Raw genomic sequence first — 17,633 nt, forward strand, 5'->3', positions numbered from 1 at the left:
CCTTCAGGGGAGGGGTAAGGGGGTGGGGCCTGTCCGCGGACGCGGCGCCTGTGGCGACGCCCCACCCCAACCCCTCCCCTGAAGGGGAGGGGCTTCTCGGTGTCACGCCAGGCCGAGGCCGGTGACCGCGACGTCGATGATCTTGATCCCGACGAACGGGGCGACGAGGCCACCGAGGCCGTAGATGGCGAGGTTGCGCGCGAGCAGCGGCCCCGCCCCCATCGGCTTGTAGGCGACGCCCTTCAGCGCCAGCGGCACGAGCAAGGGGATGATCAGCGCATTGAAGATGATCGCGCTGAGGATCGCCGACTGCGGCGTGCCGAGCCCCATCACGTTGAGCACGCCGAGGCCCGGATAGAGCGCGACGAACATCGCCGGGATGATCGCGAAATATTTGGCGACGTCGTTGGCGACCGAGAAGGTGGTCAGCGCACCGCGGGTCATCAGCAGCTGCTTGCCGAGGCCGACGACCTCGATCAGCTTGGTCGGATCGCTGTCGAGATCGACCATGTTGCCCGCCTCGCGCGCCGCCTGCGTGCCGGTGTTCATCGCCACACCGACGTCGGCCTGGGCCAGAGCGGGCGCGTCGTTGGTGCCGTCGCCGCACATCGCGACCAGCTTGCCGCCCTGCTGCTCCGACCGGATCAGCGCCAGCTTGTCCTCCGGCGTCGCCTGGGCGAGGAAATCGTCGACCCCCGCCTCCGCCGCGATCGCCGCCGCGGTCAGCGGGTTGTCGCCGGTGATCATCACCGTGCGGATGCCCATCCGGCGCAGTTCGCCGAACCGTTCGCGAATCCCCGCCTTGACCACGTCCTTGAGGAAGATCGCGCCCAAGAGCCGGCCATCCTCCGCCACCGCCAGCGGCGTGCCGCCGGCGCGGGCGATCTCGTCGGTGATGCGGCGAAGCTCGGTCGCCGCCGCCGTCTCGCCGACGCCCGGATTGGCGCGCAGGATCGAATCGACCGCGCCCTTCTGGATCAGCCGGTCGCCGATGCGGACGCCCGAGATACGCGTCTGCGCGGTGAACGGGATCACCTCCGCCCCGTCGGGTAGACGCGTAATGGCGGCACCGAAGCGGTCGCGGGCAAGCGCGACGATCGAGCGGCCCTCCGGCGTCTCGTCGGCGAGGCTGGCCATCAGTGCGGCGTCGGCCAGCGCATCGGGGGTGGCGCCGCCGACGCTGCGGAATTCGCTCGCCTGGCGATCGCCGATCGTGATCGTGCCGGTCTTGTCGAGCAGCAGCACGTCGACGTCGCCCGCCGCCTCGACCGCACGGCCCGATTTGGCGAGCACGTTGAACCGCACCAGCCGGTCCATGCCGGCGATGCCGATCGCCGAGAGCAGCGCCGCGATCGTCGTCGGGATCAGCGTGATCAGCAGCGCCGCGAGGATCGCGACCGGGATGCTGCCGCCGGCATAGGTGGCGAAGGCGGGGATGGTGCCGACCGCGATCAGGAAGATGATCGTCAGCCCGACGAGCAGGATGGTCAGCGCGATCTCGTTCGGCGTCTTCTGCCGCTCGGCGCCCTCGACCAGCGCGATCATCCGGTCGAGAAAGCCCTGACCCGGATTGACCGTCACCTGCACCCGGATCGAGTCGGAGATGACGCGGGTGCCGGCGGTGACCGCCGAGCGATCGCCACCCGCCTCGCGGATTACCGGCGCGCTTTCGCCGGTGATCGCCGCCTCGTTGACGCTCGCGACGCCGGCGATCACCTCGCCGTCGGACGGGATCAGGTCGCCGGTCTCGACCAGCACCACGTCGCCCTTGGCGAGGCGGGTGGCGGGGACGAGTTCCCAAGTGTCGCCGACTCCGGTCAGCAGCTTGGCGCGCAATTCCGCCTTGGTGTCGCGCAGACTCGCCGCCTGCGCCTTGCCGCGGCCTTCCGCCAGCGCCTCGGCGAAGGTGCCGAACAGCACGGTCAGCCACAGCCAGACGACGAGCTGGAGCTTGAAGCCGACGCCGAGACCGTCGTGGCCGACGACCAGCAGCACGGTGAGCAGCGCCGCGACGCTGGCGGTCACGAACATCACCGGGTTGCGGATCAGTTCGCGCGGGGAGAGCTTGAGGAACGAGGCCTTGATCGCCGGGACCATCAGGTCCGCGGTGAACAGGGATTTGGATGCGGTCTGAGCCATCAGCGCGCGACTCCGAAGGACCCGTCACCCCGGACTCGTTCCGGGGTCCACCGTGCGACGGGCGACGGCGGTGCGGGTGGAAGGGTGGACCCCGGAACACGTCCGGGGTGACGAATGAGGTTGCCGGCGGACATCAGAACAACTGCCCCTTCACCATCGCGAGATGATCGGCGATGGGACCGAGCGCGAGGCTCGGCAGGAAGGTGAGGCCGCCCAGCACCAGCACGATGCCGACGAGCAGGCCGACCCACAGGCCGCCGGTGGTCGGGAACGAGCCCGCCGAGGCCGGCGTGTGCTTCTTCGCCGCCAGGCTGCCGGCGATCGCCAGCATCGGCACGATGATGAAGAAGCGGCCGACCCACATCGCGACCCCGAGCAGGCCGTCGTACCAGGGCGTGCTGGCGGTCAGGCCGGCGAAGGCCGAACCGTTGTTGGCGACCGCGGAGGTGAAGGCGTAGAGGATCTCGCCGAAGCCGTGCGGCCCCTTGTTGAGCGGCCCGGCCAGCCCCTGCGCCGTCACCGACGACAAAGCGGTGAGGCCGAGGATCATCAGCGGCAGCACCGCGATGGCGAGCACGGCGAGCTTGACCTCCCTGCTCTCGATCTTCTTGCCGACATATTCCGGCGTGCGCCCGACCATCAGGCCGGCGACGAACACGGCGAGGATAGCGAACAGCAGGAAGCCGTAGATGCCCGCGCCGACGCCGCCGATGACGACCTCGCCCAATTGCATGTTGAACAGCGGGATCAGGCCGCCCAGCGCGGTGAAGCTGTCGTGCATGGCGTTGACCGCGCCGCACGAGGCCGCGGTGGTGACCGCCGCGAACAGCGCACTGGCGGCGACGCCGAAGCGCACCTCCTTGCCCTCCATGTTGCCGCCGGCGACGCCGAGGTGATGGAGCATCGGATTGCCCGCGGCTTCGGCGCCATAGGCGACGCCGGCGCCGAGCAGGAACAGGATCACCATCGCCGCCAGGATCGCCCAGCCCTGGCGCGTGTTGCCGACCGCCTTGCCGAAACACCAGGTCAGGCCGAAGCCGATCAGGAAGATCGACAGCATCTGGACGAAGTCGACCAGGGCGGTCGGGTTTTCGAACGGATGCGCGCTGTTGGCGTTGAAGAAGCCGCCACCGTTGGTGCCTAGCATCTTGATCGCTTCCTGGCTGGCGACGGGGCCGAGCAGGATCGACTGGCGTGCCCCCTCCAGCGTCTGGACGTTGACCACGCCCGCCATCGTCTGCGGCACGCCGCTGGCGATCAGGAAGACGGTGTAGACGACGCAAAGCGGCAGCAGCAGGTAGAGCGTGACGCGCGTCATGTCGGCCCAGAAATTGCCCAGGCTCTTGGTCTCGCGCCGCGCGAAGCCGCGGAAGAAGGCGAAGGCGAGCGCGATGCCCGTCGATGCCGACAGGAAGTTGTGGATGGTCAGGCCGAACATCTGGCTGAAGTTCGACATCGTCGATTCGCCGGCATAGCTCTGCCAGTTGGTATTGGTGGTGAAGCTGATCGCGGTGTTGAACGCGAGATGCGGGCTCAAGCCCGCCAGCCCCTGCGGATTGCCGGGCAGCATGCCCTGCAGGCGCAGCACCGCATAGGTCAGCACCATCAACGCGACGTTGAACAGCAGCATGTGCAGCGCGTAGCGGCGCCAGCCCTGCTCGGCATTCGGGTCGATGCCGGCGAGTGCGTAGAAGCCGCGCTCGACCGGCGACAGCACGGCGTGGAGCGGCGTGCGCCGCCCCTCGTACAGCGCGAACAGCCACGCGCCGACCGGTTTGGTCAGCGCGAGCAGGATCGCGACGAAGCCCAGGATCAGGGCCCATCCTTGCAGCGTCATGATGCCGCCCCCTCTAGAAACGTTCGGGGCGGATCAGCACCGCCACCAGATAGACGAGCAGGCCGAGCGCGGTCAGCGCCGCCAGCCACAGGTCGATGGTCATGCTTGCCTCCTCAGGCCGCATCGCAGAGCCGGGCGTAGGCGAGCGTCGCCGCCACCAGTCCGACCATGACGAGGATCCAGATCAGATCGTCCATGCGTGTCGCTCCTGTCGTCAGAAGGCTGCGGTCAGCGACACGAGCAGGCGGCTGCCGGCGATGCTGCCGCTGCCGTCCTGACCCTTGCTGAAGCTCGGCTGGAGATAGGCGCTGCGCCGCTGGCTGATGTCGGTGTCGACCCAGGCGAGGCCGAGCGTCAGATTGCGGTAGGTCGTGTCCGCGCCGAGTGACCAGTCCCAATAGCTCCCCGTCGGCGTCACCGCGGTGGCATTCGGGCCAAGACCGTTTTGGCCCCAGCTGTGACCGACATGCGCCTTGGCGGTGAACGGCGTGCCGGCGATCGCATAGGCGCCGTCGCCCCACAGGTAGAGGTTGTCGCCCTTGGCGCCCGGATGGTCGTAGACGCCGGCCGCCGCGCTCGCGCCGGTGTCGTACCATTTGCCGATCGCCTGCTGCTTCGGCGCATAGGCGACGCCGGCGAGCAGGCTGGCGGGGCCGATCGTGCCGGACAGCTTGGCATAGGGTTCGGCGAAGTCGGTCTTGTTGGCGCCGCCCGGATAGACGTACCAGGTCAGGCCGACGTCGAGCGTGCCGGTCGGGCTGACCTTGGTCTTGTAGCCGCCGATCAGGTCGAGCTCCATGTTGGCGCCGCCGAACGTACCCCAGCCGGCGAGGTTCGACGCCCAGGTACCGACGTACAGGCCGCTCGCGTGCGCGACCGTGATGCCCGCCTGCACCGCGGGATGGTCGTCGCTCTGCGACACGCCGCGGAAGCGATAATCGGAAACGATCGCCGCCGAACCGCTGACGGTGACGGGGGGCGGCGGCGCGGTGTCGCTCTGGGCCGCGGCGGCGGCCGGCAGGATCGCCAGCAAGGCGGCGGCGACGGGAAGGATCGGTGTCATCATGGCCCCATGGTCGGAGCGCGCATCCACCATCGGACGGCGCCTCCAGGGCCAGCCGATTAGGCCCGGGCCGCGTAGCAATGCGAGGGCGAAACGCCGCTTTCGCATATAGATGGCATAGTGAAACGGGCGGCGAGCGGCTTATGGTGGCGGCCACTGCCCTCCAGCGGGGACACCGCGGCCATGCTTCGAATCGACGACGATATGCCCCGCAAGCCGGTCGATTCGATCGACATCACCGCCGAACTGGCAGAGCGACCGCACCGCGCGCCCGACCATGCAGGCGAGAATGCCGCGCTCGCCGAACTCGCCGCGGCGATGACCAGCGCGCCCGACACCGTGCTCGACCGGCTGGCGCAGGCGGCGATGCGGCTGACTGGCGCCGCGTCGGCGGGGATCAGCCTGCTCGAGCCGGGCGGGCGCTACGGCCAGTTCCGCTGGGTCGCCACCGCCGGCGCGCTGGACGCCGCCGAGGGCAGCCTGCTGCCGCGCGAGGACAGCCCGTGCGGCGAGGTGATCGCGCGCGGTACGACGCTGCTGCTGCGCGACCCCGGCCGGGTCTATCAGACGGAGGCGCCCTCGCCGGTGCCGGTCAGCGAAGCGCTGCTGTCGCCGTTCGAGTTCGAGAATCGCCCCATTGGTACCGTCTGGGCGATGCACGACGATCCGACGCGTCGCTTCGACGGCGAGGATGCGCGGCTGCTCGCCAGCCTCGCCCGCTTCGCCTCGGTCGCGCATCAGGTCGTGGTCTCGCTCAACCGGGCGCATCGGCAGTCACTGGCGCTCAAGGCCAGCCGCGACCGCGTCCAGGCGACGCTGGACGCCTCGATGGACATGATCCAGCTGTTCGAGGCGGTGCGCGACGACAGCGGCGCAATCGTCGACTTCCGCTGGGTGCTCAACAACCGCACCGCCGACGCTTATTATGGCGAGGACATGGTCGGTCGCCGCCTGCTCGACTGCAACCCCGGCGTGATTGCCGAAGGCATCTTCGAAGCCTTCTGCCGGGTGGTCGAGACCGGCGTGCCGGACCGGTCCGAGCGACGATACAGGCATGAGCAGTTCGACGGCTGGTTCTACCAGTCGGCGGTCAAGCTGGGCGACGGCGTCGCCACCACGACCACCGACATCACCGAGTTGAAACGCGCCGAGCACCAGGTCGCCGAACTGCGCGACGCGATCGCCGCGGCGCGGCTGGACCAGAGCGAACAGCGTTTCCGCGGGCTGGTCGAGGGCCACGCCCAGGCGGTGTGGGAAACCGATCCCGCCGGCGTCGTCGTTGCCGACAGCCCGAGCTGGCGCGCCTATACCGGGCAGAGCCGCGAGGCGTGGCTGGGCTATGGCTGGCTCGACGCGATCCATCCGGATGATCGCAGCTATGCCGAGCGGCAGTGGCGCGAAGCCATGCACGTTGGCAAGTTTAACGCCGAATTCCGCTTATGGTCCGCCGCAGAGGGCCGCTGGCGCTGGACCAACGTGCGCGCGGTGCCGCTGATCGCGCGCGACGGCGCGATCCTGAAATGGGTCGGCATGAATATCGACGTCGACGAGCGCCGCCGCGCCGAGGAGATCCTGCGCGACAGCCAGGAACGGCAGGCCTTCCTGCTGCGGCTCAGCGACGGGCTGGCGTCGATTGCCGACGCCACCGACCTGCTGCGCTATGCGGCGCGGCTGCTCGGCGAGCAGATGGCGGTCGACCGCACCTTCTACAGTGAGATCGACGGCCCGGCGGGCGCGCGCACCGCGGTGATCCGCGCCCAGCACGTCCGCCGCGGCGCGGCGCTGCCCGACCGGGTCGACTATGACCGGCGCGCCGGCGGCTGGATCAGCGACTGGCTGCGCCGCGGCGAGCGCGTGGTGATCGCCGACGTCGCCGGCGATCCGCGGCTCGACGAGCGCAGCCGCGCCGCGCTGATCGCCAGCGGCGCCCGTGCCATGATCCTGGTGTCGCTGCTGCGCGATGGCGAGGAGACGGTCAATTTCGGCGTTCAGCACGGGGCGCCGCGATCCTGGACCGCCGCCGATATACAGCTGGTCAACGAGGTGGCGGAGCGGACCTGGGCGGCGGCGGCCCGGGTGCGGACGGAATCGGCGCTGGCCAAGAGCGAGGAACGGCTGCGCAGCGCGGTCGAGGTCGGTCAGGTCGGCCTGTGGGACTGGGACGTCACCACCGGTGCGATCCACTGGTCTGACGAGCATTTCCGCATGGAAGGCTATGCCGTCGGCGAGGTGACGCCGAGCTACCAGACCTGGTCGCAGCGGCTGCATCCCGACGACCGCGCCGCGACCGAGGCCGCGCTGCATCACGCGATGACGAGCGGCGAGGAATATGTCCACGAATTCCGCGTCGTCCATCCCGACGGCACGGTGCGCTGGATGGCGGCACGCGGCCAGTTCGTCTACGACGCCGCGGGCGCGGCGGTGCGCATGGTCGGCGCAATGGTCGACACCACCGAGCGGCGCGATCTGGAGAACCGTCAGACCGCATTGGTCGGCGAGCTGCAGCATCGCACCCGCAATTTAATGGGGGTGATCCGCTCGATCGCGCACAAGGCGATGGACGCCAGTCGCGACCTCGCTGATTTCCACGCTCGCTTCGAAGACCGGATGACCGCGCTGAGCCGCGTCCACGGCCTGCTGTCGCGGCTGGGCGAGCACGACCGGATCGGCTTCGACCAGCTGATCCGCGGCGAGATGGAGGCGATGAGCGGCGATCCCGCCCGCGTCACGCTCGACGGCCCTGCGGGGATCCGGCTGCGCTCGTCGACGGTGCAGATGCTCGCGCTGGCGCTGCACGAGCTGGCGACCAATGCGGTCAAATATGGCGCGCTCGGCCAGCCGGGGGCGCGGCTGACGATCCGCTGGCATTGGACGCCACCGGAAGCCGACGGTCGGCCGTGGCTGACGATCGACTGGCGGGAGCAGGGGGTGACGATGCCGCCGCCCGGACAGGGCGGCGCCGGCCAGGGTCGCGACCTGATCGAGCGCGCCCTGCCCTATCAGCTCGACGCCGACACGCGCTTCACGCTGACCGCCGACGGCGTCCACTGCATCATCGCGCTGCCGGTATCGGAGACGACCGCGGTCTGATCGTCCGTCACCGGCCCGCCGGTCACGGCAGCGCATGCCCCATGCCCGCCTGCAACACCGCGTACCATTCCGTCCGCGTCCAGCGCACCGCATAGGCGCCGGCGGCGGCGGCGATCCGGGCCGGCTGCTGCGACCCGACGATCGGGATGACGCGCGCCGGATGCGCCATCACCCAGGCAAGCGCCGCCGTCGCCGCGTCGACGCCGTAGCGGGCGCCATGGTCGGCGAGCAGCGCCGCCGCCGGCAGCGCCGCATCCGCCAGCCGGCCGCCGCCGAGCGGCGACCAGGCGAGCACCGCAATGTCGCGGGCCATCGCCTGGTCGAGCGTACCATCGAACAGCGGCGCGCTGTGCAGGGCGCTGAATTCCGGCTGGGTGCTGACGATCGGCTGGCCGAGGAACGTCTGCAGCGCATCGAGTTCGGCCGCACTGTGGTTCGACACGCCGATGCTGCGCACCTTGCCCCTCGCCACCATGGCATCGAGCGCCGCCGCCACTTCCTGCGGATGCGCCAGCAGGTCGCGGCGGTGGATCTGGTAGAGGTCGACCTGGTCGATGCCAATCCGCGCCAGCGATGCGTCGAGCGCCTCGGCCAGGTAGGTGGCGCTGGAATTATAAGGAATGCCGGGGCGGATGCCGCCCTTGGTGGCGATCGTCATCGTGTCGCGCAGCGCCGGCGCCTCGGCGAGCGCACGGCCGAACAGGATCTCTGCCGAACCGAAACCGGCCGGCTGATCCGCGCCATAGATGTCGGCGGTATCGAACAGCGTGATTCCCGCGCCCAGCGCCGCATCGATCGCCGCGCGCACCGCCTTGATATCATCGCCCGCCAGCCGCCACATGCCCCAGGCGATCGGCGAGACAAGCATGCCGCTGCGGCCGAGCGGACGGGGAGCGGGGGACAGCGCGATATCGGTCATCTGCCGAGCCCTAGTGGCAACACCGCACGGGGACCAGCGCAGACGTTCCAGGATCAACGCGTCATGCGCTCATCATGATTTGTCGACACCCAGCACCTGCGCGGCCGCCGGATGCACCCGTCTGGCGCGCTCCGCAGTTCCACCCCCAGAGCGCGACCGAACAGGCGCTTCGCGGTGATTTGATCGAACGTGCGGAGGATTCGGCGGGCGCGCCAGTCGACGTCATAGGCCACGAACGTCCCGAAGCTGTCGCAATCACTGTGCGCGACGATCTCCGCCACGATGATCAAGCGCGTTTCGGACCGCCATCGTATCACCGCAACGTTTGGGCGTTCGGGCCAGCCGCATAGTGTCGGCTGCCCGAATGCAGCATGGACGAGCGGCGCCAGATCGACCGTGCGTAGCCGTCGACGATCGCCGGCTACGATCAGGACGCGAAATGGCCCATTCGCCCCGCCATCGCTCGTCGTTACGGCAAAGGCCCGCGACGTTGGCGACCAGAGGAGCTCCGAGCCGACACCCGCGCCGAGAGACACCTCGCCAGCGCCGATGGCTCCGCGGATGCGCAACGTGACTTCGCCATCCTCGCCCTGGCGTTCGTCATACCGGGCAAGCACGCGCGAACGGCCATCGGGTGAGACCAGCCGCACGCCAACCGGCGATCCCGCAACCTTATCCCAGATCAGCTGCGCGTGACGGGCGTAATAGCCCGCCGCTGCGGGAAAAGGCGAGAACACCGTCTGTGCCGCCAGCATCGCGACGCCCGTCAATATGGCAGTCGCCCAGCGTACCAACAGTGGAACGGCGGTCCAGTCGCTCCGCCCGCGCTTCGTTGACGAAAGCATGGATGCGGAGGGAGCGACTGGCATGGTGGGCGTGGCAAGGATGGAACTTGCGACCCCTGCGATGTCAACGAAGGCGGTAGCGCGGTTTTCCGCCGGTTTCTGACTTCCGTCGCCCTCGTTGACCTCGTGAAAACTCGCGGAAAACCGTGCGTGATTTTGGCGAACGCCGAAGTCGCGCCGAAGCCCCCCACCGACATTTAGGCGCTCCGCGCGCCAACGCCATCACGTAAGCGCGCGGCTGAACACAGCGATTCAGCCGGCGCTTTCGTGCGCCCATCGACTCCGCACGGGAGCCGACACGATGTCGTTTACCTCTACGTCTGACGCAGCACCGATCGCGCGCCAGACACGCCAGATCATCAAGCAAGCCACCGCCGGCATGACGGGGAAGACCCGCGGTCCTGATCCCCATGTCCGTCGCGACAGTTACGACGTCGACGACAGCCGCGCCCAGGTGTGGCGCAAGATCGAGGATGGCACGAAAAAGGGTGGCCTCGCCTTCGCCGACGCGCTGCTGAAGACGGCCGAGGAGTTCGACGTCGTTCACAAGCAGAAGGGATCGCGCGGGCCGCTGCAGGCGAACGGCATACGGGTGCTGACGGCGATCGTGCGTAAGGCCCTCGACTTCAAGACCGGGCGATCGGAGCCCGAGCTGCTGACGATCATGAAGTGGACCGGCCTTTCGAAACCGGCCGTCGTGGGCGCGCTGAAGCGGCTGCGCGAGCACGGCTTCCTCGATTGGGTGCGACGGAGCGTTCGGGTCGGGGCAAAGGGCCAAGCCGGGCCCCAGCGCAAGCAGACGTCGAACGCCTATTTCTTCAGCTTCGCCCGCATGCGCGACCGCCACAAAGGCGTCTGGATGCGCTTCCGCGACCTCCTGGCGCGCAAGAAGGCAAATGCCGCTGCCAAGGCCGCCCCCCCACCCGACAGCCCTCCACCGCCGCCTGAATCGTCCGCGACGCCCTTGGGGATGGCGCTCGCCTCCCTCTACTCTCGGATCGAGAGCGCGAGTTCATGAAGCGGTCTGTATCCCTCCCAAGGGGTGAGATTAAAAGGAATGGACCCGCTTAGGCGGGCCCATGCGCTGTGAGAATGGATCTGCGCCGGCAGATCCATGCGCTCCTCGTGCTCCCCCCTGCCGAAACGGCACACCCCACGGACCCGACCGCTCAGACGCGGCTGTCGGAGCGTGGCGGCTTGCGCCGCCCCGGGGCTGCCTAGGGGGGAGGAGCACGAACCGCGCCAACTGCCCCCGGCGTCGCGCATGCGGCGCCTTTCAAGGAAGAGCTGATGACCGACGATCGTGAGGAACGCTGCAATGGGTTTCGGATCAGCCTGACCGATGAAGACGTCGCACGCATGGTTCTGGCCGGGGCGCACGCCGTGCGGCCGTCAAACTGGAGCCTCTACCGCGAGACGCTGCTGGCGGCCGCCGTCGCTGCTGGGCGGGAGATCGGCCGGCGCGAGAAATTGGAACCGCTCGACGATGGGCTGCGCAGCGTTGCCCGGGCGGCGGCCGACGAGCTTGTCGGCCAGGGCTTGGTCGGCATGACCCACAACCTCTACCGCCTGGACGCTTGGATGCAGCGCTATCCGGCACGCGGCGTGGCCGAAGATCCGCCATCGGCATCCGACTGATCTTTTTACCCAGGGACACTTCTCGACGCGCACGGTGCCACTGCGTGGTGTCCGAGGGTGAGCCATCGACACTTTCGCCCCCCGCCCTGATAACCGCGGAACACTGTCGCGCTCAGCGCGCTGAGCAGCTGAGGAGATCGACATGGTGACCCACAACAAACCCTCTGACGTGGTAGCGGAGGAAGGCCGGGTGCTCGTCGACGGCCCGGATGGGGTGGCCGTGGCCCTTACGCCGATGGCGGCAGTCTCGACTTCTGACAGGCTTCACGATGCCGCTACCGAAGCCTTCGGGCAGCAGCGCATGCAAGAGGCTGCAGACGCTGCAACAAAGCCGAAGGATCAAGCCCGCAAAGCCTGAGCTTCGTCAAGAGCACTGCTGGCGGACTTAAGCATCGAGCTGGTCCGCCCACGCCTGAAACAGATCGCGCCGGCGCTCGAGCAGCTCGGCCCGGTTGTAGGCCGCCTCCACCTTGTCCTTCGGTGCATGCGCGAGCGCGCGGTCGATCGCTGAGCGGGCCTCGGGCTGGAGCTCATTCAACACCGTCGCGAAGGTCGCACGCCAGCCGTGTGGGACGTGGCGACCTGTGAAACCGGCGCGAGCGTAGAGCGCACCGATCGCCGCCTCGCCCATTTGGCCGCCGGCGCGGCCGGCGAATATCAGGCCCGAATCGTTGGAGCTTGTCCGAAGGCTGCGGAGCAGCTGCGCTGCCTGGCGCGATAGCGGCACCAGGTGATCGTTGGCCGCGTCGTCCTTCTTCGCACGTGCCAGCTTCATCCTGGCCGCAGGCACGCGCCACAGGGGCGCATCGCCGTCCAGATCCTCAATCTCATCCCAGCAGGCGCCACGCACCGCCGCCAGACGCACAGCCGTCAGGGCAAGGAAACGTGACGCGGCTTTGATAATATCCGCGCCGCCCAACTGATCGACCGCGTTCAGCAATTCGCGTGCCTCGGCCGCACGCAGCAGCGCCGGCTGTCGCCGCGCCGGTCGAGGTGGCATCAACGCGCGCCCGACGTGCTGAGCCGGATCGTTGTCCACGATGCCCTCGGCGATTGCAAACCGGAAGACGGCCGAGATGCGCTGGCAGATGCGACGCGCCGTTTCGCGGCGGCCGCGCTGCTCGACGGAACGCATGGCGTTCAACACCACTGGCGGGGTGATGGCGCCGATCGGCATCGCGCCGATTGCCGGGAAGACATCGCGATCAAGGCTGGCCAGGACGTCTCCAGCATGCACCTCAGTCCACCGCGGCAGCATGTGCTGGTACCAACGCCGGGCTTCCTCCTCGAAAGTGCGCGGCCCGCCGATATCGCCGACCGTACTAACGGCGCGTGGATCCTCGCCTCGAGCGCGTGCAGCAGCTGCGCCGTCGCGCCGGCTGCGCGCCTGGTCGAGGCTAACATCGGGAAAGCTGCCGATCGTCAGCAGCTGCTCGCGTCCATCAATGCGGAAGCGCCAGCGCCACGACCGGAGGCCCGTCGGGGCGACGTAGAGGTGCAGCCCGCCGGCGTCAGTGAGCTTGTAGGCGGCCGCCCGCGGCCGCGCCGCTTTCACGACTGCGTTGTTCAGCATTCGCACGCCTCATCGATTGTCGGTTGAGAATTTGACGCGGATCAAAGCGCTTCCGACCGCAGGATCCTAGGAGGACTGCTTTTGTCGGATGCCTCGGTGCAGCCGCTTCAGCGGAGGGCAGTTTGCCCAAATATCACTTCAACGTTTTCAATCCGGCCGCTCAAATGGACCACGACGGAATCGAGTTATCATCCCTGAGCGAAGCTCGACGCGAAGCTACAATCCTTGCCGGTGCTACGCTCAAGGAGGCTGCCGATGTTTGGGCCCTGTCGGACTGGCGGGTCGAGGTGGCCGACCACCATGGGCTTGTGCTTCTAAGGCTAGATCTCGTCGCTACCATCTCGCCTGCAGCGGAAGGTGCGAGCTGATGGTTGCCTCACGAGGGCGGAGACTTCCTCTGCCTACTGCAAATTTTCTGTGCTGTAACAGGGCCTTTGCACCCCGATGCCGCGACAGTGATACGCGCGGCAGACGTTGCCATACCCCAACAGCGGCCGGCTAGATGAGGTGGGTGGGTCCAGGCAGCGCGTCGAGGGTTTCTACAATCAGAGCCGCGACGAGAGTAAGCTCGATCTTGTCAGCAAGCTCTAGAGCCTCCTGAAGCTTGAGTTCGAGCAACTCCTGTTGGTTTGCGGAATTAGCTCTCTCCATCATCCTAGGCTAACTGCGCCATTGATCCTTATCAATGCGTTACGTCCCTTCAAACGGCGGATATGTTGATACTGCTCCGCTGCGTGACATCAGCAGCAGTGGAGTAGTGCCTCCCGCTTACCGTTGGTTTGCTGCGATCACGGACGGCCTGACCCCACGATAGGACGCGAGATACCGTGGGACGGGTCACTCCAGCTTTAATCCCCAGAAGGTGCTGGCATCGTCAATGATCAATGCCTTGACGGCGTACTCACACCCAAATGGAGGTAGCTCGGTGAAAAGGCGCAGGCCGTCTGAAGCGCCTGTAAATCAGGGATGAACGCTTTGAAGTCGCGCACCTGAATAAGACCCGCGCTTCGGAGTTTCTTCAGCATCCGATTGACGTGAACAGGCGTGAGATTGAGCGCGTCGCCAATCTGTTCCTGAGTTGCCGGCAAGACGAACGCACCGTCGCTCACCTCGCCTATCGCGTCAAGCCTAGCATGTAGCTCACAGATCAGATGCGCTACCGACCAAAGTGCATCTTTCGAATTAGTAAGCCATACCCGAAGGGTTGCTTCATCTATGAGCTTGCTTCTCCACAGAGCAACACTGAATGCTGGCGACTCTGCGGCCGCTGCAATAACAAGGTCAACCGGGATGCGAGCCACCTCGCAGTCAGTAACCGCCATAATCGCGTGATCGAGAGGCTCGCGAGCAATGGCATGGATGGAACAGGAATCACCGGGTAACATGAAGCCAGTGATACGGCGGCTGCCGTCCCTACGAATGCTATATCGTGCCGCCCAACCGTCCTCAATAAAGTAAAGATATTCGGGGCTGGCACCAATCCGCAGGATGTCTTTCTGTCGCGGTACGTGGATTACTGACCAAGGAAGTGTAAGCAGTGTCGCAGCTTCTTTACTGTCAATGAGCCCGACGTTCTGCATCCGAGCCAAAAACCTTCCCCCTACCAAGCCGCCCTCCTGCAACATAAGTCAGCCTAGCTATCATACCTTGACCGGAGCGGCCATATTGACACGCATCAATGATCAGCCAGTTTCCGGCTAGACAGCGGTCGCGGTCCGTCAGCTTCCTATCACCCCAGTGTGCTGGCTTGCGGCGGAGACACCCTCCGCCCTCCCTTCGCTTTTCAGCCGCAGACTAGCGGTTAGGTACCCGCTCGCGCTGCGGCGATACCCGACGTCCGCTTTCGCCCAGGCCTGGCCATTAAGCTGCTGATAACGACCACCCGATTGCGGACATTCGTTAGGCCGTTAAGATGCAGAGATGAAGCTGCACTTCAATGAGCGTTGGTTCAAGGTGACCTCGCCAAACGCCGACGTGGAGTTCGTCGTCGTCGGCCGAGATCAGCTCGGCTGGCAAATGGATGTCCACAGCTCGAGCGATCGGGCCTTTCGGGATGGCGACACTTACCAAGACACCTTCGATGAACTTGTCCCATTCCTTGCAAGGTATGTTGATGCTTCGAGCGTGTGGTCGGACTTCGACACGGGTGAGACGCTTCCCGTATGGGATGCGCTTGTGAGCGTGAACGGGCAACTCGAATAGCGTCGTGCTACTGGCTGCTTGCGAGCGATCCGGCTCGAAAGCGGACCGTCTGCTTTCCTCCCAAAAGCGGACATTCGCGGCGGAGACCTCCTCCGCCCTGTGCACGCATTTCTCGGCCGTTGCGGCGTGCCGATACCCGCTCGAACGCGCCGCGATACCCTCAAATCCTCGTGCTATGACTCGGAAAACCGCTGACGCCGGCCGTGCTAGGCCGTGAAGCCCATCGCGAGCATCATGGTGTTGCCATAGTCGTTGGACTTGATGTGGTAGGTGTCGCTGGCGGTGGCCGTGATCCAGTACCAGCCGTCGCCCATGTCGCGGGCGAGCGTGTAGCCGGTCGGCAGCGTGAAGTCGGCGGTGCCGTTGTAATAGAGGATGACCGCGAGCCCCGACGTCGGGATAGCGATCGCCTGGCCGACCGCCTGGTCGTCGTCGCCGCGGTACTGGTAGCCGAGCGATGCGGTGCCAACGACCGGATTGCCGGCCGCGGCGTTCGTGATCGCACCGGCGTGCATGATCGCGGCATTGAACGCCTTGTCCGGATTGCCGGTCGTGACCTTCACGTCATAGCTGCCGGCATCGAGCACCGCCGCGCCGAGCGCCACCAGGCGACCGCCATCGCTGATCACGACCTGGGCCGCCGCTCCGTTGATCTGGACGCTGAAGGGCGCTTGGCCGCCGTTCATTTCGAGCAGCAGCAGCGGGCGACCTGCCGGGAACGGCACCGCGGCATAGGTATGGGCCGTGTCGAAGTTGTGGTTCGACGTGAACGGAACCGACGACGTCGCCAGCGTCACCTGGTTGCCGGCCGCCGCCTGCGTCGTCAGCGTCCAGGTGTCGGACGTCGCGCCGAACGACAGCACGACATTGGTCGCGGTGCCGCTGGTGGCGGCGGTGGTCGCCCGCAGGCGAGCGGCATCGCCGTTGACCATCTTTGCGACGTTGGCCGCACCAAAGGCCCCCTGCCGCGCCTGCATCGTGCCGCCGGCGACGGAGGCGGTGACGGTCACCGCCGGTCCAAGGCCGGACACGACGACAACCTCCGAGGTATAGGAGGTCGACGCCGCCCGGTTGTTGAGGTCGGTCAGCGAGAAGGCGCTCGGGTCGAGGGCGTTGCTGCCGGCGAGGAACGCATTGACCACGGCGTAGAGCTGCGGCTTCATCGCGTCATAAGCGGCCTGCTTGAGGTGGATCTGATCCGACTGGAAGTAGGTCGCATCGGTGGTGTCGCTCAGAAACGGGTGCTGACCATAGGGCAGGATGCCGGTCAGCCAGGAGCCGCCGATCGCCGCGCGCAGGCCCGTGTTCACGTCCTGGCGCTGCTGCTCGAAGCCGGCGGACGCCTGCGAGGCGTTCCCGTTGGGCAGCGGCGTGACGCAGAAGACGGACGTACCGGCGACGCCGGCTTTGATCTTCTGCGCGATGTCCTGGATGCGCTCCATCCACAGTGCCGACGTCCAGCCGTAGGAACCGAGCGTGTTGGCACCGTCGTGGATGATGTACATCCGCGCCTTCTGGGCGATGATGTTGGCGAGCTGCCCGTAGACGGTGTTGCCGCCGTCGTTGAGATTGTCGGGCGTGCCAAGGTTGCGGCCGGTCTGCGCCAGGACCGTGATGTTGCGGCCGGGATAATCCGTCTGCATCGCATAGATCGGGTTGCCGCCGTTCACCGTCTGGCTGTCGCCGACGACGGTCAGATCGCGATCGAACGTGCCCGCGGCAGGCGGAGGCGTCGGGCTCGGCGTCGGCGTACCACCGGTGCCACCCGTACCGCCGGTGCCGCCGGTGCCGCCAGCTGCCGCCAGCAGCATCGCAATGTTGGCGAGCGCGTTGTTGAGGGTGTCGCGGATATCGCGATTCGATGCCCCGTTGGGGATCGTGGTCAGCACGGTCATGCTGCGTCCTTCCAAGTCTGATTATCCTGCCAGCTGTCGGCGTCCGACCAGCGGCGAGGGATGAGGATGGCGCCGGCCGCGCCGAGCGCGAGGCCGACGATCGTGCGGGCGCGCTGCGCCGCGAGGCTGACGCCGATCGCGATGCGCATCAGCGGATCGCGACCAGATCGGCGGCCGTGGTGCCGGTGGCGAGGATCCGCCGCGGCCGATAAGGAATGAGCGCGCCGGCCGGGACATTGCGCCAGATCACGCCGGTCGAGCCGGCGAGATCGCCGACGCCGATCATCGCGATATCGCCGGCAGAACCGACGTAGATCCCCTTGGGGATCTGATCGAGATCGGTACCGTCGCTCGGTATGATCTCGGCCGCGGCGGTGCCAGGATCACCGACACCGCTGAATACGTTCTTGTAATGGTCGTCCATGATCCCCC

At 67.1% G+C, this 17,633-nt stretch carries 17 protein-coding genes; 6 read left to right on the forward strand and 11 right to left on the reverse strand.

Going from position 1 to position 17,633, the window contains the following annotated elements:
• Window positions 1-102: 102 nt before the first annotated feature.
• From kdpB to ACU5AX_RS08965, 4 genes are all read right to left on the reverse strand, one after another.
• On the reverse strand, window positions 103-2,139 hold the full coding sequence (gene kdpB, locus ACU5AX_RS08950; protein WP_446690584.1) for a potassium-transporting ATPase subunit KdpB: 2,037 nt from the start codon (window positions 2,137-2,139) through the stop codon (window positions 103-105).
• A 133-nt stretch (window positions 2,140-2,272) separates the two neighbouring features.
• A complete protein-coding gene (gene kdpA, locus ACU5AX_RS08955; protein WP_446690585.1) occupies window positions 2,273-3,976 on the reverse strand; it encodes a potassium-transporting ATPase subunit KdpA in 1,704 nt (567 codons plus the stop codon).
• 13 nt (window positions 3,977-3,989) lie between these two features.
• A complete protein-coding gene (gene kdpF / locus ACU5AX_RS08960; protein ID WP_198353560.1) occupies window positions 3,990-4,079 on the reverse strand; it encodes a K(+)-transporting ATPase subunit F in 90 nt (29 codons plus the stop codon).
• Between the two features lie 111 nt (window positions 4,080-4,190).
• On the reverse strand, window positions 4,191-5,039 hold the full coding sequence (locus ACU5AX_RS08965) for a TorF family putative porin (protein WP_446690940.1): 849 nt from the start codon (window positions 5,037-5,039) through the stop codon (window positions 4,191-4,193).
• Window positions 5,040-5,222: 183 nt separating this feature from the next.
• On the opposite strand from ACU5AX_RS08965, the gene ACU5AX_RS08970 reads away from it, so the two are divergent.
• Window positions 5,223-8,129: a PAS domain-containing protein gene (locus ACU5AX_RS08970; protein WP_446690586.1), complete on the forward strand. Its 2,907-nt coding sequence runs from the start codon at window positions 5,223-5,225 to the stop codon at window positions 8,127-8,129.
• A gap of 22 nt (window positions 8,130-8,151) precedes the next feature.
• Here ACU5AX_RS08970 and ACU5AX_RS08975 read toward each other — a convergent pair whose 3' ends face one another.
• A complete protein-coding gene (locus ACU5AX_RS08975; RefSeq protein ID WP_446690587.1) occupies window positions 8,152-9,048 on the reverse strand; it encodes an aldo/keto reductase in 897 nt (298 codons plus the stop codon).
• Window positions 9,049-9,101: 53 nt separating this feature from the next.
• Window positions 9,102-9,803: a hypothetical protein gene (locus tag ACU5AX_RS08980; RefSeq protein WP_446690588.1), complete on the reverse strand. Its 702-nt coding sequence runs from the start codon at window positions 9,801-9,803 to the stop codon at window positions 9,102-9,104.
• Window positions 9,804-10,194: 391 nt separating this feature from the next.
• Between ACU5AX_RS08980 and ACU5AX_RS08985 the strand changes: the two genes are divergently transcribed.
• From ACU5AX_RS08985 to ACU5AX_RS08995, 3 genes are all read left to right on the forward strand, one after another.
• Window positions 10,195-10,911, forward strand: a complete 717-nt coding sequence (locus tag ACU5AX_RS08985) for a hypothetical protein (protein WP_446690589.1) — start codon at window positions 10,195-10,197, stop codon at window positions 10,909-10,911.
• A 272-nt stretch (window positions 10,912-11,183) separates the two neighbouring features.
• Window positions 11,184-11,531 (forward strand): hypothetical protein, encoded by a 348-nt coding sequence (locus ACU5AX_RS08990; protein ID WP_446690590.1) that lies wholly within the window; start codon window positions 11,184-11,186, stop codon window positions 11,529-11,531.
• A 142-nt stretch (window positions 11,532-11,673) separates the two neighbouring features.
• A complete protein-coding gene (locus ACU5AX_RS08995) occupies window positions 11,674-11,889 on the forward strand; it encodes a hypothetical protein (RefSeq protein ID WP_446690591.1) in 216 nt (71 codons plus the stop codon).
• A 27-nt stretch (window positions 11,890-11,916) separates the two neighbouring features.
• Here ACU5AX_RS08995 and ACU5AX_RS09000 read toward each other — a convergent pair whose 3' ends face one another.
• On the reverse strand, window positions 11,917-13,104 hold the full coding sequence (locus tag ACU5AX_RS09000; protein ID WP_446690592.1) for a tyrosine-type recombinase/integrase: 1,188 nt from the start codon (window positions 13,102-13,104) through the stop codon (window positions 11,917-11,919).
• Window positions 13,105-13,226: 122 nt separating this feature from the next.
• Between ACU5AX_RS09000 and ACU5AX_RS09005 the strand changes: the two genes are divergently transcribed.
• On the forward strand, window positions 13,227-13,472 hold the full coding sequence (locus ACU5AX_RS09005; RefSeq protein WP_446690593.1) for a DUF6894 family protein: 246 nt from the start codon (window positions 13,227-13,229) through the stop codon (window positions 13,470-13,472).
• 513 nt (window positions 13,473-13,985) lie between these two features.
• On the opposite strand, the gene ACU5AX_RS09010 is transcribed toward ACU5AX_RS09005, so the two are convergent.
• The gene (locus tag ACU5AX_RS09010; RefSeq protein WP_446690594.1) at window positions 13,986-14,684 is read right to left on the reverse strand and encodes a Crp/Fnr family transcriptional regulator; all 699 of its coding nucleotides are present in this window, start codon (window positions 14,682-14,684) and stop codon (window positions 13,986-13,988) included.
• A 340-nt stretch (window positions 14,685-15,024) separates the two neighbouring features.
• Here ACU5AX_RS09010 and ACU5AX_RS09015 point away from each other — a divergent pair, with 340 nt between their 5' ends.
• The gene (locus tag ACU5AX_RS09015; RefSeq protein ID WP_446690595.1) at window positions 15,025-15,306 is read left to right on the forward strand and encodes a hypothetical protein; all 282 of its coding nucleotides are present in this window, start codon (window positions 15,025-15,027) and stop codon (window positions 15,304-15,306) included.
• Window positions 15,307-15,512: 206 nt separating this feature from the next.
• On the opposite strand, the gene ACU5AX_RS09020 is transcribed toward ACU5AX_RS09015, so the two are convergent.
• Genes ACU5AX_RS09020 through ACU5AX_RS09030 form a run of 3 tightly spaced genes read right to left on the reverse strand, consistent with a single transcriptional unit; the run spans window position 15,513 to window position 17,625 of the window.
• The gene (locus ACU5AX_RS09020) at window positions 15,513-17,201 is read right to left on the reverse strand and encodes an SGNH/GDSL hydrolase family protein (protein ID WP_446690596.1); all 1,689 of its coding nucleotides are present in this window, start codon (window positions 17,199-17,201) and stop codon (window positions 15,513-15,515) included.
• Window positions 17,198-17,350: a hypothetical protein gene (locus ACU5AX_RS09025; protein WP_446690597.1), complete on the reverse strand. Its 153-nt coding sequence runs from the start codon at window positions 17,348-17,350 to the stop codon at window positions 17,198-17,200. The genes ACU5AX_RS09020 and ACU5AX_RS09025 overlap by 4 nt, the downstream gene beginning before the upstream one ends.
• On the reverse strand, window positions 17,350-17,625 hold the full coding sequence (locus tag ACU5AX_RS09030) for a spike base protein, RCAP_Rcc01079 family (protein ID WP_446690598.1): 276 nt from the start codon (window positions 17,623-17,625) through the stop codon (window positions 17,350-17,352). Before ACU5AX_RS09030 ends, ACU5AX_RS09025 begins: the two co-directional genes overlap by 1 nt.
• Between the last annotated feature and the right edge of the window lie 8 nt (window positions 17,626-17,633).

This window comes from Sphingomonas benefaciens (genome assembly GCF_052907485.1).

Excerpts from the sequence above, each read along its gene's own strand:
- kdpB (WP_446690584.1), bottom strand. The coding sequence starts at position 2,139 with ATGGCTCAGACCGCATCCAAATCCCTGTTCACCGCGGACCTGATGGTC.
- ACU5AX_RS08990 (WP_446690590.1), top strand. The coding sequence starts at position 11,184 with ATGACCGACGATCGTGAGGAACGCTGCAATGGGTTTCGGATCAGCCTG.
- ACU5AX_RS09030 (WP_446690598.1), bottom strand. The coding sequence starts at position 17,625 with ATGGACGACCATTACAAGAACGTATTCAGCGGTGTCGGTGATCCTGGC.
- ACU5AX_RS08985 (WP_446690589.1), top strand. The coding sequence starts at position 10,195 with ATGTCGTTTACCTCTACGTCTGACGCAGCACCGATCGCGCGCCAGACA.
- ACU5AX_RS09025 (WP_446690597.1), bottom strand. The coding sequence starts at position 17,350 with ATGCGCATCGCGATCGGCGTCAGCCTCGCGGCGCAGCGCGCCCGCACG.
- ACU5AX_RS08980 (WP_446690588.1), bottom strand. The coding sequence starts at position 9,803 with ATGCTGGCGGCACAGACGGTGTTCTCGCCTTTTCCCGCAGCGGCGGGC.
- kdpA (WP_446690585.1), bottom strand. The coding sequence starts at position 3,976 with ATGACGCTGCAAGGATGGGCCCTGATCCTGGGCTTCGTCGCGATCCTG.
- ACU5AX_RS09010 (WP_446690594.1), bottom strand. The coding sequence starts at position 14,684 with ATGCAGAACGTCGGGCTCATTGACAGTAAAGAAGCTGCGACACTGCTT.
- ACU5AX_RS09020 (WP_446690596.1), bottom strand. The coding sequence starts at position 17,201 with ATGACCGTGCTGACCACGATCCCCAACGGGGCATCGAATCGCGATATC.
- ACU5AX_RS08975 (WP_446690587.1), bottom strand. The coding sequence starts at position 9,048 with ATGACCGATATCGCGCTGTCCCCCGCTCCCCGTCCGCTCGGCCGCAGC.
- ACU5AX_RS09015 (WP_446690595.1), top strand. The coding sequence starts at position 15,025 with ATGAAGCTGCACTTCAATGAGCGTTGGTTCAAGGTGACCTCGCCAAAC.
- kdpF (WP_198353560.1), bottom strand. The coding sequence starts at position 4,079 with ATGACCATCGACCTGTGGCTGGCGGCGCTGACCGCGCTCGGCCTGCTC.
- ACU5AX_RS09000 (WP_446690592.1), bottom strand. The coding sequence starts at position 13,104 with ATGCTGAACAACGCAGTCGTGAAAGCGGCGCGGCCGCGGGCGGCCGCC.
- ACU5AX_RS08995 (WP_446690591.1), top strand. The coding sequence starts at position 11,674 with ATGGTGACCCACAACAAACCCTCTGACGTGGTAGCGGAGGAAGGCCGG.
- ACU5AX_RS08970 (WP_446690586.1), top strand. The coding sequence starts at position 5,223 with ATGCTTCGAATCGACGACGATATGCCCCGCAAGCCGGTCGATTCGATC.
- ACU5AX_RS08965 (WP_446690940.1), bottom strand. The coding sequence starts at position 5,039 with ATGACACCGATCCTTCCCGTCGCCGCCGCCTTGCTGGCGATCCTGCCG.